Source organism: Pseudomonas sp. NUPR-001 (assembly GCF_052147955.1).
Classification (GTDB): Bacteria; Pseudomonadota; Gammaproteobacteria; order Pseudomonadales; family Pseudomonadaceae; genus Aquipseudomonas.
This window is the reverse complement of record NZ_CP197353.1, coordinates 4,417,362-4,432,305: the sequence shown is the minus strand read 5'-3', so window position 1 is coordinate 4,432,305 and position 14,944 is coordinate 4,417,362. Positions and strand designations below refer to the sequence as shown.

The 14,944-nt window shown below is 61.7% G+C and carries 12 protein-coding genes and 2 pseudogenes; 8 read left to right on the top strand and 6 right to left on the bottom strand.

What is annotated here, in order from left to right; translation table 11 throughout:
* Positions 1 to 140: 140 nt before the first annotated feature.
* Complete coding sequence (locus ACP6KB_RS20195) at positions 141 to 1,460, top strand: DEAD/DEAH box helicase (protein WP_442109050.1); 1,320 nt, start codon at positions 141 to 143, stop codon at positions 1,458 to 1,460.
* Positions 1,461 to 1,527: 67 nt separating this feature from the next.
* On the opposite strand, the gene ACP6KB_RS20190 is transcribed toward ACP6KB_RS20195, so the two are convergent.
* Positions 1,528 to 1,797: a hypothetical protein gene (locus ACP6KB_RS20190; protein WP_442109049.1), complete on the bottom strand. Its 270-nt coding sequence runs from the start codon at positions 1,795 to 1,797 to the stop codon at positions 1,528 to 1,530.
* Positions 1,798 to 1,957: 160 nt separating this feature from the next.
* On the opposite strand from ACP6KB_RS20190, the gene ACP6KB_RS20185 reads away from it, so the two are divergent.
* Entirely contained in the window at positions 1,958 to 2,884 is a 927-nt protein-coding gene (locus ACP6KB_RS20185) for a DMT family transporter (protein WP_442109048.1), read from the top strand.
* Here ACP6KB_RS20185 and ACP6KB_RS20180 read toward each other — a convergent pair.
* Positions 2,835 to 4,016: a YbfB/YjiJ family MFS transporter gene (locus ACP6KB_RS20180; protein WP_442109047.1), complete on the bottom strand. Its 1,182-nt coding sequence runs from the start codon at positions 4,014 to 4,016 to the stop codon at positions 2,835 to 2,837. The genes ACP6KB_RS20185 and ACP6KB_RS20180 overlap by 50 nt on opposite strands.
* Positions 4,017 to 4,122: 106 nt before the next feature.
* Here ACP6KB_RS20180 and ptrR point away from each other — a divergent pair, with 106 nt between their 5' ends.
* Together ptrR and ACP6KB_RS20170 are read left to right on the top strand one after the other, a co-directional pair.
* Entirely contained in the window at positions 4,123 to 5,016 is an 894-nt protein-coding gene (gene ptrR, locus ACP6KB_RS20175; RefSeq protein ID WP_442109046.1) for a putrescine utilization regulator PtrR, read from the top strand.
* Between the two features lie 123 nt (positions 5,017 to 5,139).
* A complete protein-coding gene (locus ACP6KB_RS20170; RefSeq protein ID WP_256205393.1) occupies positions 5,140 to 5,265 on the top strand; it encodes a PA1414 family protein in 126 nt (41 codons plus the stop codon).
* Between the two features lie 54 nt (positions 5,266 to 5,319).
* On the opposite strand, the gene ACP6KB_RS20165 is transcribed toward ACP6KB_RS20170, so the two are convergent.
* Positions 5,320 to 6,699, bottom strand: coding sequence for a sodium:solute symporter (locus tag ACP6KB_RS20165; protein WP_442109045.1), 1,380 nt, complete (start codon positions 6,697 to 6,699; stop codon positions 5,320 to 5,322).
* A 144-nt stretch (positions 6,700 to 6,843) separates the two neighbouring features.
* Positions 6,844 to 7,794: an agmatinase gene (gene speB, locus ACP6KB_RS20160; RefSeq protein WP_442109044.1), complete on the bottom strand. Its 951-nt coding sequence runs from the start codon at positions 7,792 to 7,794 to the stop codon at positions 6,844 to 6,846.
* Between the two features lie 224 nt (positions 7,795 to 8,018).
* Here speB and ACP6KB_RS20155 point away from each other — a divergent pair, with 224 nt between their 5' ends.
* From ACP6KB_RS20155 to ACP6KB_RS20140, 4 genes and pseudogenes are all read left to right on the top strand, one after another.
* Complete coding sequence (locus tag ACP6KB_RS20155; protein ID WP_038613562.1) at positions 8,019 to 8,912, top strand: LysR family transcriptional regulator; 894 nt, start codon at positions 8,019 to 8,021, stop codon at positions 8,910 to 8,912.
* A gap of 96 nt (positions 8,913 to 9,008) precedes the next feature.
* A pseudogene (locus tag ACP6KB_RS20150) lies at positions 9,009 to 9,359 on the top strand (PAS domain-containing protein); the annotation flags it as partial.
* Positions 9,360 to 9,638: 279 nt separating this feature from the next.
* Positions 9,639 to 10,613 (top strand): annotated as a pseudogene (locus tag ACP6KB_RS20145) (methyl-accepting chemotaxis protein); the annotation flags it as partial.
* Positions 10,614 to 10,690: 77 nt separating this feature from the next.
* Positions 10,691 to 11,290, top strand: coding sequence for a tRNA-uridine aminocarboxypropyltransferase (locus tag ACP6KB_RS20140; RefSeq protein ID WP_442109043.1), 600 nt, complete (start codon positions 10,691 to 10,693; stop codon positions 11,288 to 11,290).
* Positions 11,291 to 11,398: 108 nt separating this feature from the next.
* Here the strand turns inward: ACP6KB_RS20140 and ACP6KB_RS20135 are convergent, their stop codons facing one another.
* Positions 11,399 to 12,754: an HlyD family type I secretion periplasmic adaptor subunit gene (locus ACP6KB_RS20135; protein ID WP_442109042.1), complete on the bottom strand. Its 1,356-nt coding sequence runs from the start codon at positions 12,752 to 12,754 to the stop codon at positions 11,399 to 11,401.
* 11 nt (positions 12,755 to 12,765) lie between these two features.
* Positions 12,766 to 14,913 (bottom strand): type I secretion system permease/ATPase, encoded by a 2,148-nt coding sequence (locus ACP6KB_RS20130; protein ID WP_442114349.1) that lies wholly within the window; start codon positions 14,911 to 14,913, stop codon positions 12,766 to 12,768.
* Positions 14,914 to 14,944 lie beyond the last annotated feature (31 nt).

The window sequence follows — 14,944 nt, the reverse complement described above, 5'->3', positions numbered from 1 at the left end:
CGGTAGTTGACGTGTCCGAAGTGAAAAAGAGCGACTATTAGAGCCCGGAAAGGTCCAACAGTGCCAAAAGAAATTCGGCTAAGGCGCTGGAAAACGTTACCCTATACGGCTGAATTTCTGCACATGCCCGAGGTACACCCGTGTTTTCCCAATTCGCCCTGCACGAACGCCTGCTCAAAGCCGTTGCTGCACTGAACTTCGTAGAGCCGACTCCAGTGCAGGCGGCCGCCATTCCTCTGGCTTTGCAGGGGCGTGACCTGCGGGTAACGGCGAAAACCGGTAGCGGCAAAACCGCAGCGTTCGTGCTGCCGGTGCTTAACCGCCTGGTCGATCTGAAGCAAAAACGTGTCGAGATCCGCGCCCTGGTGCTGCTGCCAACCCGTGAGCTGGCGCAGCAGACCCTCAAGGAAATCGAGCGTTTTGCCCAGTTCACCTTCATCAAGGCCGGCATGATCACCGGCGGTGAAGACTTCAAGGAACAGGCCGCCATGCTGCGCAAGGTGCCGGACATCCTGGTTGGCACCCCGGGCCGTATGCTTGAGCAACTGAACGCCGGCAACCTGAAGCTTGAGCACGTGCAGGTGGTGGTGCTCGACGAAGCCGACCGCATGCTCGACATGGGCTTTGCCGAAGACGTCGAACGCCTGTGCGGCGAGTGCCCGAACCGCGAACAGACCCTGCTGTTCTCCGCCACCACCGGCGGTGCAGGCCTGCGCGACATGATCACCAAGGTCCTCAAAGAGCCTGAGCACCTGATGCTCAACACCGTCAGCCAGCTCAACGACGGTACCCGCCAGCAGATCATCACCGCTGACCACAACCAGCACAAAGAGCAGATCGTGCAGTGGCTGCTGGCCAACGAGACCTACCAGAAGGCGATCATCTTCACCAACACCCGGGTCATGGCCGACCGCATCTACGGTCACCTGGTGGCCAAAGACTTCAAAGCCTTCGTTCTGCACGGCGACAAAGACCAGAAAGACCGCAAGCTGGCCATCGAGCGCCTGAAGCAAGGCGGCGCGAAAGTGCTGGTGGCAACCGACATCGCTGCGCGTGGCCTGGACGTTGACGGCCTGGACCTGGTGATCAACTTCGACATGCCACGCAGCGGTGATGAATACGTGCACCGTATCGGCCGTACTGGCCGCGCCGGTAACGAAGGCCTGGCGGTTTCGCTGATTTGCCACGGCGACTGGAACCTGATGTCGAGCATCGAGCGCTACCTCAAGCAGAGCTTCGAGCGTCGTGTCATCAAGGAAGTCAAAGGCACCTACAGCGGGCCGAAGAAGGTCAAGGCGTCGGGCAAGGCCGCAGGCGTGAAGAAGAAAAAGACCGACAAGAAGGGCGACAAGAAAGTCGTTGCCAAGCGCAAGCCGACGGCCAAGCCAAAACCGAATGCGCCGCTGGCCAGTGCTGACGGCCTGGCGCCACTCAAGCGTCGTAAGCCGGCTGCTGAGTAACGCCTGAATCGCGGGGCAAGCCCGCTCCTACAACGCTCTGTGGGAGCGGGCTTGCCCCGCGATGGCTTCAAACCTGCTTCTGCGCTTCCCGCAGCTCCTGCAACCGTTTATTGATCAGCTGACACTTGTCCGGCAAGTCTTTGCTGGCGCTCTCCAGCTTCATGCCTTTCAACTCATCATTGATCTCCTTGGCCTTCTGCGGATTCTGCTCCGTCAGCCGCGAGACTTCCTTGGCCAGTTCTTCACGTTTCTCCGTCGCCTCTTCAAGCGTGCACGCCCAACTGGGCAGGGCCAGCAACAGGCTGGCGGCGGCAGCAATGTTCAATAGGGTTTTCATCGGCAGCGCTCCGCTGACTGGGTGTTGCGGTTGATGCCCTGGCGGCAGGCAAAGTTCAAACACAAAGACTGGCAATCAAGCGCCGCCGCCGTGGATAATTGCCGTTGGATCCACACTGCCGAGATTTTTCCATGCTGTTAGCCATTAGCCGGTGCTGGCAATGAGCGCCACCCGTCGCAATACCGATGCCTTCGCCCTGCAAGTGATGCTGGTGCTATGCCTGATCTGGGGCATTCAGCAGGTGATGATCAAGCTCGCAGCGCCAGATATCGCGCCAGTGATGCAACAGGCCTTGCGCTCGGGGATGGCGGCCGTGCTGGTTGGCTTGCTGATGTGCTTTCGCGGTGGCTGGGATCAGGTAGCCCACACCTGGCGTGGCGGCCTGTTGGCCGGTGCCTTGTTCGGCCTGGAGTTCTTGTTCATCGCTGAAGGCTTGAAGCTGACTTCAGCCGCGCATATGTCGGTGTTCCTCTACACCGCCCCGGTATTCACGGCCCTGGGCCTGCATTTCCTGTTGCCCAGCGAGCGCCTGCGGCCATTGCAGTGGCTGGGTATCGTGCTGGCCTTTGGCGGTATTGCCTACGCCTTCGCTGGCGGTGTGTCATGGTCCGACATGGACAGCCGAATGTTGCTGGGCGACGCCTTTGGCGTGCTGGCCGGTCTGGCCTGGGGCGCAACCACGGTGGTGGTGCGCGGCTCACGGCTGTCGGAAGCACCGGCGACCCTGACGCTGTTCTATCAACTGGCGGTGGGTTTTGTCGGCCTGTTGCTGATTGCGGTGCTCAGTGGTCAGGTCACGCAGGTGCACTTCACCACGCTGGCGATCGGCAGCTTGCTGTTCCAGGGCCTGATCGTGTCGTTCTTCAGTTACCTGACCTGGTTCTGGTTGCTGCGCCGTTACCTGGCGTCGAACCTGGCGGTGTTCTCTTTCATCACCCCGTTGTTCGGGGTGACCTTCGGTGTGTTGCTGCTGGATGAGCCGCTGAGCCTGAACTTCGTGCTGGGCGCGGTAATGGTGTTGCTCGGCGTTACCCTGGTTAGTGCTGAGCAGTGGGTGCGCCGCCACTTGCGCAAGTGGCTCGGCTAGGCTGGCTGCGCCATAGCAGCGCCCCCGCCACGAGCAGGCCGCTGCCGGCGACCATCAGCGCCGGTTGCAGGCCTGCGGCGAACTGGTTACTCAAGGCCGCGAGCAAGGGGCCGCTGAGCTGGCCGAGAGCAAAGCAGGCGGTCAGCAAACCGGTGTTACGCTGACTGGCATGGGGCGACAGCTCTCGCGAGCGCTGCATCACCAGCTGCATGCAGGCCAGAAACGGCGTGCCGCACAACAGCACGCCCAGGGCCAGACCAAGGCCATTGCCCAGCAGGCAGGCGAACACCCCGGCAGCCTGCAACCACAGTGTCGCCAATAACCAGCGTGAGGTGCTGCCCCAGTGCGCTCGGCGCAGGCTGACCACGATGACACCGACGGCGGCGGCCAATCCGAATCCTGGCCAGAACAGGTCAGCCAGCCACTGGCCATGAAAGCGTGCGCTGGCCATTTGTGACATGAACGTAGCCGGGATGATGTAGCCGATTCCGTAGAGCGCATAGATCAGCCCTAAACGTGCAATCTCCCTCGTTGGCCCATGTCCGGCAGTGGGGCTGGCACCGGGCGCTGTAGCGTGCACACGCGGTAGGAACGGCAGCGCCGCCAGCAGCAGGAACAGGGCGGTAGCGGCATAGATCAGCCACAGGGGCGCAGACCCCAGGCCGTACAGGTTGCTGAGCAGCGCCAGCAGGCCGGTGAGCATGATCCCCACGCCAGGCCCGGCGAACACCATGGCGCCCAGTCGGGCACGGTTGTGCGTCGCGGCTACCTGCTGGCTGAGGCTGGTGAGCATCACCAGCACCCAGGCGCTGGCCACTCCGGTACCGAAGCGCAAGGCCAGATGACTCCAGAAGCCATTGGCCCAGAACGAGGCCAGGGTCAGCACCACACACAGCCACAAGCCGACGTGCAAGCGGGCGCGGACCTGACCCGGGCGGCGGGCGCGCATGGCATCCAGGGCACCAAGAAAATAACCCAGGTAGTTGGCCGCAGCGATCAGACCCGCGGCGGTCAGGTTGATCTGACCTTCGCTGAGCAGGTGCGGCAATTGCGGGGTCAGCGCGAAGCGTCCGATACCCATGGCCATCATCAGGGCAATGGCACTGGCGAGGAGTTGAATGAGCGGCGGCATGGCGATGTTCCTGAGGCGGTGGGCGATGACCGTCAGGCTAAGAGTGATTGACTTTCAGTAAAATTGAATAATCATGACTAACTTGTTCTGTTCTGGAGAATAACTCGTGGAGCTCAGCCAACTGCGCATTTTTCAGGCGGTCGCCGAGGAGGGCTCGATCACCCGGGCCGCCGAGCGCTTGCATCGGGTACCGTCGAACCTGTCTACGCGCTTGCGTCAGCTTGAAGAGCAGTTGGGCGTCGAGTTGTTTCGCCGCGAGCGTCAGCGTTTGCAGCTGTCGCCGGCGGGCAAGGTGCTGCTCGATTACGCCGGGCGCATGCTGGCGCTGCGTGATGAAGCGTTCGCTGCCGTGCAGGGCGGGCAACCGGCGGGGGATTTTGCCCTTGGCACCATGTACAGCACCGCCGCCATTCACCTGCCGGCGCTGCTGGCGCGTTATCACCAGGACTATCCGGCGGTGAACCTGCAGGTTCAGGCGGCGCCCAGCGGCGAACTGCTTGAGGGCTTGCTCAGCGGCCGCCTGGACGCCGCTTTGGTGGACGGCCCGCTGGCCCTGGCCGGGCTGGATGGTGTACCGCTCTGCGATGAAACCCTGGTGCTGATCACCGAGCCCGATCACCCTCCGGTTCGCAGCGCTGTGGATGTCGCTGGGCGTGCGGTATTTACCTTTCGTCAGGGCTGCTCCTACCGCATGCGCCTGGAGGCCTGGTATGCACATGATCATGCGGTGATGGGGCGGGTGATGGAGATCGAGTCTTACCCGAGCATGCTGGCCTGTGTGATCGCCGGATCGGGGGTGGCCTTGATGGCGCAGTCGATGCTCGACAGCTTGCCAGGTCGCGAGCGTGTCGCCGCGCACCGCTTGCAAGCGCCGTTTGATCTGGCCACTACCTGGTTGATGTGGCGTAAAGGGATGTGCGGGGCGAATCTGAGCGCCTGGATCGACCTGCAACAAGGGGAAACAGTTGAACGGTCGGCGCAAGTGGCGGTCAGCGCTTGATTAAGATCAACTTCGACCCAACTTGTAGTCCTAGAGCATGCGTAAAGTACGACATAGGACTATGATCTGTATGAAGCATCGCAGGACTGAAATGCCGTGCAGGCTGACCCGTGAGGGGGAGTTATGAGAAATAATCTGTTCAACTGGCTTCATGACCTGGCTGCGGCTCTGGGTTTGATTCCACCGCCATTACAGCCAGTGCCGATCCCTACCGATGAGGAGCAGCGCAAGCGCCAGCCACGTCGCTAGGCGCCTGGCTTGGGCCGCCGCATCTAGCTGATGCGACGGCCACCGTTAGGCCAATCAGGCCAGATTCACAGCACCCGCCGGACGGCGAGTCATTACGCTCACTACCACAAAGCTGACCAAGGCGATCGCCAGGCTGTAGTAGATCGGGGTGTTGGCGTCCATACCATCTTTGACCATGAACGCCAGGGCGGTGACAAAGCCCAGGGCCATGCTGGTGATTGCGCCAGCGGTGGTTGCCCGTTTCCAGTAGATCGCACCGATCAGCGGTACCAGCATGCCGCCGACCAACAGGTTGTAGGCCAGGGTCAAGGCGCTGATCACGTCTTCAACCACCAGAGCAATACCCAGTACGGTAATACCGGTGAGCAGGGTGAACAGGCGGTTGACCGCCAGGCTCGACTGCTTGCCGCCACGCAGTTTGGGCAGCAGGTCTTCGGTCAGCACTGTGGAAGCAGCCAGCAGACCGGCACTGGCAGTGGACATCATTGCAGCCAGCGCAGCAGCAATTACCAGGCCGCGGATGCCATCTGGCAGGGCGGACTTAACGATCGCAGCAAAGGCATTGTTGGCATTGGCAAGGTCTGGCAACAGCACATGGGCGGCCATACCGATCAGCGCACACACCAGGCCATAGACCACGCAGTAGACACCCGCAACGGTACCGGCGCGCTTGGCGACCTTCTCGTCGCGGGCGGTGAACACCCGCTGCCAGATGTCCTGACCGATGAGGATGCCGAAGAAGTAGATCAGGAAGTAGGTGATGATGGTGTCCCAGCCGATGGTGGTCAGGCTGAAGCTGGCACTTGGCAGCTTGGCGACCAGCTCGTCCCAACCACCGACGCGGTACAGGCAGATTGGCAGCAGGACAAACATCAGGCCAACGGTCTTGATCACGAACTGAACGATGTCAGTCAGGGTCAGCGACCACATGCCACCGATGGTCGAGTACACCACGACAACGCCACCGCCGAGCAGGATGGCAGCCCAGAACTGCATGTCGAACAGCACCTGCAGTACGGTACCGATCGCCAGGGTCGAGGTCACCGCGATCATCAGCGCATAGGCCAGCATGATCACCGCACTGGCCTGACGGGCCATAGGGTTGTAGCGCTGCTCCAGCACTTGGGTCACGGTGAAGATCTTCAAGCGCAGCAGGGGCTTGGCCAGGAACAGGTTCAGGGCAATGATGCCCAGGCCCAGGGCCGCGCACAGCCAGAAGCCGGAGATACCGTGCACGTAGCCCAGCTTTACCGTACCTACCGTCGACGCGCCGCCGAGAACGGTGGCGGCCATGGTGCCCATGTACAGGCTTGGGCCCAGATTACGTCCGGCTACCAGGTAGTCTTCGTGGGTTTTTGCTTTGCGCATGCCGTACCAGCCCAGCCCGAGCATGCCGGCCGCATAGATCAAGACAACGAATAAGTCTAAGGCCATGGGTGTCTCCAATTATCTTTATTATGGTGAGAGCGATCCTGACGCCAGGCAAGCCTGGCGCCGGTCATTCGTCTGCTTCGCCGGCTGTGCGTGCACACCGGCGATCATGGCTCCTGCCTCGTTGTAGCTCCTGGTGCCTGTCGGTCAGCGGCGAGCAACGCCCGGCAAGACACAGAGCATTTCGTAGAGCAGGTTGGCACCGAGCAACGAGGTGTTGCCGGTGGTGTCGTAAGGTGGCGAGACTTCCACCAGGTCGCAGCCGATCAGGTCCAGACCCTGGCAACCACGGATGATTTCCATGGCCTGGATGGTGGTCAGACCGCCGATTTCCGGGGTGCCGGTACCTGGGGCCCAGGCCGGGTCGATACCGTCGATGTCGAAGCTCAGGTACACCGGGCCACCACCGACTTTCTCGCGAACTTCAGCCATCAGCGGTTCCAGCGATTTGTGCCAGCACTCTTCAGCCTGGACCACACGGAAGCCTTGTTTGCGGCTCCAGTTGAAGTCTTCAGCGGTGTAGCCCTGGGCGCGCAGGCCGATCTGCACCACGCGGTCGCAGTCCAGCAGGCCTTCTTCCACGGCGCGGCGGAAGGTGGTGCCGTGAGCGATTTTCTCGCCGAACATGTGATCGTTGACGTCAGCGTGGGCATCGATGTGCACCAGGCCTACCTTGCCGTGCTTTTTGTGGATCGCACGCAGGATCGGCAGGGTGATGGTGTGGTCGCCACCCATGGTCATCGGGATGACGTTGTGCTCGAGGATCTCGTCGTAGGCTTCTTCGATGATGCGCACGGCTTCAAGCAGGTTGAAGGTGTTGATCGCCACGTCACCGATATCGGCCACCGACAGCGAATCGAACGGCGCAGCACCGGTGGCCATGTTGTACGGGCGGATCATTACCGATTCGGCGCGGATCTGCCGTGGCCCGAAACGGGTGCCGGAGCGCAGCGAAGTGCCGATGTCCAGGGGAATGCCGATGAAAGCAGCATCAAGGCCTTCGGCGCTTGGCAGGTGCGGGAGACGGAGCATGGTGGCGATGCCGCCGAAGCGCGGCATTTCGTTGCCGCCCAGTGGTTGGTGCAGAATCTTGTCCACGGTCGGGCCTCATCGATTCGATTGTTCTAGTTGTTGGAACCTGTCTTGCGGGGCCATAAAAAGCCCTGAAACGCTGGCAAGCAGGTGCATTGCGGCAGAGTTTGCAAAAGGTAGTGAGTGAAAAGAATCGCTACAGGCAAATACTTAGTTCAGATTTTTCTAAACTAATGGCGGCGATCTGGTTAGACTTTTGCCATCCTGTTGCCTTTCCGGACCTGTAAACCATGGCCTCTGCACTGCCTGACCTGAAACTTCTGCGCATTTTCGTCAGTGTTGTGCGCCATCAAGGCTTCGCTAACGCCCAGCGCGAGCTCAACCTGTCTACCTCAGCGATCAGTACCTACATGAGCCAGCTGGAGGCGGCGCTGGGCATCGTGCTGTGTCATCGCGGGCGCGGCGGCTTCAGCCTGACCAGCAAGGGCGAACTGTTCCACCAGGAAACCCTGCGCCTGCTGGCTGAAATGGACGGCTTCGAGCAATACGCTGCGGCGCTTAAAGGCGAGTTGCGCGGTACGCTGAACCTTGGGGTGATCGACTCGACGGTAGGCGACCGCGCCTTGCCGCTGGCCGAAGCGATTGGTGCTTACAGCCAGGAGCACCCGGCGGTGCATTTGCACTTGTCGGTCTCCAGCCCCTACGAGTTGCAGTTGGGCGTGCAAGACAACCGTCTGGATCTGGCCATCGGCGCGTTTTCGACGCGCATGAGCGGGCTGGTCTATCAACCGCTGTACCGCGAGCAGCACTGGTTGTACTGCAGTAACCGCCACCCGCTGTTCCATGAACGGCGCATTCCCGAGCAGGTCATTACTCAGCAGCGCATGGTCGGGCGCGGCTACTGGAGCCAGGCCGAGCTGGCCCGCCATGGTTTCAAGCACAGTGCGGCGACCGTGGAAAGTATGGAGGCGCAGCTGATCCTGGTGCTGTCTGGCGCCTACATCGGCTACCTGCCAGAACACTATGCCCAGGCCTGGGCCGACAAGGGCGATTTGCGCGTGTTGTCACCGGCAACCTTCGGCTATCAGGCGCCGTTCTCCATGATCATTCGCCGTGGGCGCAGCCGTGAACCCTTGATTCAGACCTTCCGCGACTTGCTCAAGGCGCAGCTAACCCCGGCCTGACCGAAATGACACCTGAAAAACGTCAATAGAACCGGAAATTTGTTCGGCAAACCGGCTACTTTCCCGCAAATGCTCTGCTAAACCTGTACTGCGTTGATGTCACTTTCCCATCATCTTTCGGCAGGTATCGCACCTATGCGGATGAATTTGCCCGTCACTGAACACGAAAGAACCTTCCCCAGCGAACAACGGCTGATCTCCACCACGGACCTCAACAGCCGCATCACCTATTGCAATGACGCGTTTGTCGCCATCAGCGGCTTCACCTACGACGAGTTGCTCGGTCAGCCACACAACCTGGTACGGCATCCGGACATGCCACCGGAGGTGTTCGGCCATATGTGGGAGACCATCAAGCAGGGCAAGCCATGGATGGGCGTGGTGAAGAACCGGGCCAAGAACGGCGACTGTTACTGGGTTAGCGCCTATGTGACGGCGATTTACGAGAACGGGCGGATCAGTGGTTACGAGTCGGTGCGTTCGGTGCCGAGCCGTGAGCAGATCCGCCGTGCAACGGCGTTGTATGCACGCTTGCGCCAGGGGCGTGCGGCAGTGCCCCTGGCGGCGCGGGTGGGTGAGGTTGTCGAGCATGGCTGGCCGCTGCTCGGTGCCGGGCTGCTATCGACGGCCGGTTACCTGTGGTTGCCGCAGTACGCTGCCTTGGGTGTGCTGATGACCAGCCTGTTCAGTGCCTGGTACCTGATCGAGTCACGTCAGAACCGGGTGATCAAACGCACCCTGGCGGAGCACCCGAAAGCCTTCACCAGCCCGATTGTGGCCCTGACCTACAGCGACAACCGCGGGCTGCAGGGGCAGTTGGACCTGGCCATCATCAGCGAAGAAGCGCGCTTGCAAACCGCCCTGACCCGATTGGTGGACGCTGGTGTCGGGGTCAAGTCACGGGCGGCGCAGTCGTCCGATTTGTCCGGTGCTCAGGCACAGATGCTCGACCGTCAGCGCAGTGAGACCGATCAGTCGGCAACGGCGATTGCGCAGATGGCGGCGACCATTCAGGAAGTTACCCACAACGTGCAGAACACCGCCACCGCAGCGGCAGATGCCGATCAACTGGCGCAGCAGGGCAGTGACCTGGCCCAGCAAAGCTTGCGGGCCATGGGCAGCATGAGCGATGCGGTGAACGACATTGGTCAGGCGGTCAACGCCCTGGCCGAGCAGACCCAGTCGATCGGCAGCGTGGTGGATGTGATTACCTCGATTGCCGAGCAAACCAATCTTTTGGCACTCAATGCCGCCATTGAAGCGGCGCGAGCCGGAGAGCAGGGGCGTGGTTTTGCCGTCGTGGCCGATGAAGTGCGCTCGCTGGCGCAACGTACCCGCAGCTCCACCGAGGAAATCCATCAGATCATTGCTTCGCTGCGTGACGGGGCGCAGCGCGCGGTATCGACGGCAAGCAAAGGCGAGCAGATCTCCCGGGAAAGTGTGCAGCGTGTCGAAGCGGTGCAGTCGGCGTTGGTGGGGATCACGCAAGCGGTTAGCCGGATTACCGGCATGAGTCAGCAAATGGCCACGGCGTCCGAGCAACAAAGCCATGTGGCTGAAGATATCAATCAGCAGATCACCCGCATTGCTCAACTGTGCGATCACAGTGCCGGGCAGGCCAAGCAGGGCGCCGAGATCAGTCAGGACCTGGAGCGCATGGCCGACTATCTGTACAGCCTGGCCGAACGTTTCAACCGCTGAAGCTTTTCGTTTCCCCACAGGGAAGTGGGCTTTTTTCGGGGGTGCTGTGGCACACTTTGCCTGCCCAGGAGAACCCGATGTCCAGAATCCACTGCGAGCGCTGCCTGCGCCCACAAACCCATTGCCTTTGCCCGCTGATCCCCTCGCTCGATAGCCGTACCCGCGTGCTGCTGTTGCAGCATCCCAGTGAAGTGCGTCACGCCCTCAACACCGCAAAACTGGCGGCGTTGGGTTTGCGTAATTGCGAGCTGCGGGTGGGTGAAGTGTTCGAGGATCTGGCTGGGTTGATCGAAGTGCCAGGGTATCGCAGTGCCTTGCTGTTTCCGGGGGAGGGCGCGCAGCCGCTGATGACTTACAGTGGTGCTGCAGATGAGCGGCCGTGGTTGTTGGTGGTGCCAGATGGTACGTGGCGCAAAGCGAGTAAGTTGCTGCATGTGAATCCACTGCTGGCCGGCTTGCCACGGGTGACCCTGGCTCAGGTGCTGCCTTCGCGTTATCGCTTGCGCAAAGCGCCGGCAGAAGGGGCGTTGTCGACGCTGGAGGCGGTGGTGCAGGCGTTGAATGTGCTGGAGGCGCCGCTGAGTTTCGATGCCTTGCTCACGCCGTTCGAAGCCCTGATCGAGGGGCAGATTGCGGCGATGGGCCGCGAGACTTTCGAGCGCAACCACCTGCGCTGACGATCTCGCGGGTAAACCTACAGGCTTTGTGGGAGCGGGCTTGCCCCGCGATGCGATGTAGCTGACAAACCGCAATCGCGGGGCAAGCCCGCTCCCACAGGCGATCGATCAACGCTCACGCATCGCTTCGGTCCGCGCTTTGAGCACCGGTTTGAGCAGGTAGTCCAGCACGCTTTTGTGCCCGGTGATGATGTCCACGGTGGCAGTCATGCCGGGGATGATCAGCAAGGGTTTGTTGTCACCGCCCAGATGGTTTTTATCAGTCCGCACCTGGATCAGGTAAAACGAGTTGCCCTTGTCGTCGGTCACGGTGTCGGCGCTGATCAGCTCAAGCTTGGCTTTCAGCCCGCCATAGATGGTGTAGTCATAGGCGCTGAACTTGACCATCGCCGACTGCCCCGGGTGCAGGAAGGCTACGTCTTGCGGGCGGACCTTGGCTTCGATCAGCAGGTTGTCTTCCAGCGGTACGATTTCCACCAGGTCGCTACCCGGCTGAACCACACCGCCAATGGTGTTGACCTTGAGCAATTTGATGATGCCGTGCACGGGCGAGACCACCGTGGTACGCGAAACGCGGTCATCGATGGCAATGCTTGAAGCGGTGATCTTCGACAGGTCGGTACGTTTCTCGTTGAGTTCCTTGGCTGCCTCCGAGCGGAATCCCGCTTCCGACTCTTCGATTTTGCTTTTGATCTCTGCCACCGCCGCTTCAGCCCGGGGAATCGCCAGGGTGGTGGCGTTGAGCGAACCACGGGCTTCCACGGTGCTGCGCTTGAGGCGCAGGATCTCGACCGGTGAAATGGCTCCGGTGCCTACCAGCGGTGTCGACATATTCAGTTCCTGCTGCAGCAGGGCCAAGGCTGAGCGGTATTGTTCGGCCTTGGAGCGGAACTCGGCCAGCTCCTGGGTTTTCTGCCGCAGCTGTTCATTGAGCGTCTGCTTTTCACTGCTCAGGCGCCGCTGCCGGGATTGATACAGCGACATCTCGTCTTCGGCCACTTGCGGCGCCTTGCTGCGTACCTCTTCCGACACCTCGAATGGGCGCCCTTCGGCCTCGGCAGACAGGCGTTCGACCTGGGCAGTGAGGGCATAGCGATCGGCCTCGCTCTCACCTTTGTTGGACTGAAAGCGGGTGTCGTCCAGGCGCAGCAAGGTATCGCCCTTGTTCACCACTTGCCCTTCACGGACAAAAATCTCGGTGACGATGCCGCCTTCCAGGTTCTGGATCACTTGCACCTTGCTGGAGGGGATGGCCTTGCCTTCGCCCATGGTCACTTCGTCGAGCACGGCAAACCAGGCCCACACCAGCGCGACCAGCAGCAGCGCCGCTGCCAGCCACACGGTGACGCGCGACAGGCGCGGTGAGTCCTGTAACGTCGCGCCGGCCAGATCCGGCATGTAGTCGTGTTCGGCGGTTTTGCCGAAACTCTGGAAGTAACTGCGCAGGCCTTGGCTGATGGACATGACTGGACCCCCTAGATGGCCGACCCGACCCGGCCTTTGCGCAGAGCATCGATAACCGCTTCTTTCGGCCCGTCGGCCACCACCTTGCCGTTGTCCAGCACCAGCAGGCGGTCAACCAGGCTGAGCATCGAGGTACGGTGAGTCACCAGCAGCAGGGTCTTGCCCTGCACCCAGCCATGCAGGCGTTGGCGCAGCTGATCTTCGCTGGCGTTGTCCATGTGGCTGGTGGGTTCGTCAAGGATCATGATCGGCGGCTCCAGTAGCATCGCCCGGGCCAGCAGCACGGCCTGGCGCTGGCCACCGGAAAGCAACTGGCCGCGTTCGCCCACCGGGCGGTCAAAACCTTGCGGATGCTGGCGTGCCAGTTCGCTGACGCCGGTCAGCTCTGCGACTTCCAGCATGCGCGCGTCACTGACATAGCGTGCACCGAGGGTGAGGTTGTCGCGCAGGCTACCGGCGAGTAGCGGTAGATCATGGGCAACGTAGCCGATCTGCGTGCGCAGGTCAGCGATGTCGAGTTGGCGCAGGTCGAGGTTGTCGAGCAGGATCTGCCCTTCGTCCGGCTCGTAAAAGCCCATCAATAGACGCGACAGGGTACTTTTGCCCGAGCCGCTGCGACCGATGATGCCGATGCGTTCGCCGGGTTTGACGCTGAAGTTCACTGCGTTGAGCGCGGCGGCGTTCTGCCCGGCATAGCGGAAGGTGACATGGCTGACTTCCAGGGCGCCGCGCAGTTGCGTGCGCTCCAGCGGTTGCTGTCCGGCCTGGCGTTCCTGCGGCAATGCCATCAGGGCGTCGGTGCTGCGCATGGTCAGCTGCGCCTGTTGGTAGCGGGTGATCAGCCCGGCGATTTGCCCCAGCGGTGCCAGCACCCGGCTGCCGAGCATGTAGCTGGCGACCAGCGCACCGACGCTGAGGTTGCCGGCAATGATGCTGTAGACCCCGGCGACGATGGTGGCCATGCCGCAGAACTGCTGGATGAACAGGGTGCCGTTGGTGGCCAGCGCCGACAGGTTGCGGGCATGGGCGTCGAGCCGGGTAAGGGCGCCATGGGTGCTTTCCCACTGGTACTGACGCTCGCTTTCGGCACTGCAGGCCTTGAGGGTTTCCAGGCCGCCGAGGGTTTCGATCAACAAAGCCTGACGCACGGCTCCGAGGGCCAGGCTTTTTTGTACGGTGTCGCGCAGACGCACCTGGATCAACAGGGCAAAAATGATGGTGAGCGGGAAGGCAATCAGCGGAATGATCACCAGCCAGCCGCCGAGCAGGCCAATCACCAGCAGCATCAGGGCGACGAAGGGCAGGTCGATGACGCTGGTCAGGGTCACGGCGGTGAGAAACTCACGCAAGCCCTGGAAGTCATGAATGCTTTGCGCAAAGCCGCCGACGGTGGCCGGGCGCGCCTTCATCGACATGCCGGTGATGCGCTCGAACAAGGTGGCAGAGAGGATCAGGTCGGTTTTCTTCCCGGCCTGATCGAGCAAATGGGCGCGAACCACGCGCAGAATCAATTCGAACAGGGTGCCGATCAACAAGCCGGCGACCAATACCCACAGGGTTGAGATGGCCTGGTTGGGCACCACACGGTCGTAGGTCTGCATGACGAACAACGGCACCATCAGACCGAGCAGGTTGATCAGCAAACTGGCCAACACCGCATCGCTGTACAGCCAGCGCGACAGCTTCAGGGTGTCGCGAAACCAGGCGTTGACCCGTGGCATCAACGGCGTGCGGAGGTCTTCGAGCTCATGCCGGGGGCGGGCGAACAACGCCTCGCCACTGTAGGCTTCGGCCAACTCTTCACGGCTGACCCATTGTTCGCCGCCTTCGGCTTCGCTCGGCAGGATCAACGCCCTGCCGTCATCGCCCCAGCGGCGCAACACCGCGCAGCGGCCCTCCTTGAGCAGCAGCAGCACCGGAAGGTTGAGCGCGGAAATGGCGCCCAGTTCCCGGCGCAGCACCCGCGCCTGCAAACCGGCGCGGGCAGCGGCCCGTGGCAGCAGGTCAAGGCCCAGGCGTTGCTGGGCCAGCGGCAGCCCGGCACTCAGGCCGGTGCGGCTGACCGTGCACCCATGCAGCTTGCACAGAATCAGCAGTCCATCGAGTAACGGGTCGTCGAAACTCAGGCGCGGATCCGCCGCCGAGCTCGCAGGTTGCATGCTGGTCACAATGGCCTACTCCTGCAGCGAG

Bases quoted from the DNA above. Each gene is read 5' to 3' on its own strand.
- ACP6KB_RS20135 (WP_442109042.1), bottom strand. From the start codon at position 12,754: ATGTCCATCAGCCAAGGCCTGCGCAGTTACTTCCAGAGTTTCGGCAAA.
- ACP6KB_RS20130 (WP_442114349.1), bottom strand. From the start codon at position 14,913: ATGCAACCTGCGAGCTCGGCGGCGGATCCGCGCCTGAGTTTCGACGAC.
- ACP6KB_RS20140 (WP_442109043.1), top strand. From the start codon at position 10,691: ATGTCCAGAATCCACTGCGAGCGCTGCCTGCGCCCACAAACCCATTGC.
- ACP6KB_RS20165 (WP_442109045.1), bottom strand. From the start codon at position 6,699: ATGGCCTTAGACTTATTCGTTGTCTTGATCTATGCGGCCGGCATGCTC.
- ACP6KB_RS20185 (WP_442109048.1), top strand. From the start codon at position 1,958: ATGAGCGCCACCCGTCGCAATACCGATGCCTTCGCCCTGCAAGTGATG.
- ACP6KB_RS20190 (WP_442109049.1), bottom strand. From the start codon at position 1,797: ATGAAAACCCTATTGAACATTGCTGCCGCCGCCAGCCTGTTGCTGGCC.
- ACP6KB_RS20155 (WP_038613562.1), top strand. From the start codon at position 8,019: ATGGCCTCTGCACTGCCTGACCTGAAACTTCTGCGCATTTTCGTCAGT.
- ACP6KB_RS20180 (WP_442109047.1), bottom strand. From the start codon at position 4,016: ATGCCGCCGCTCATTCAACTCCTCGCCAGTGCCATTGCCCTGATGATG.
- ACP6KB_RS20170 (WP_256205393.1), top strand. From the start codon at position 5,140: ATGAGAAATAATCTGTTCAACTGGCTTCATGACCTGGCTGCGGCTCTG.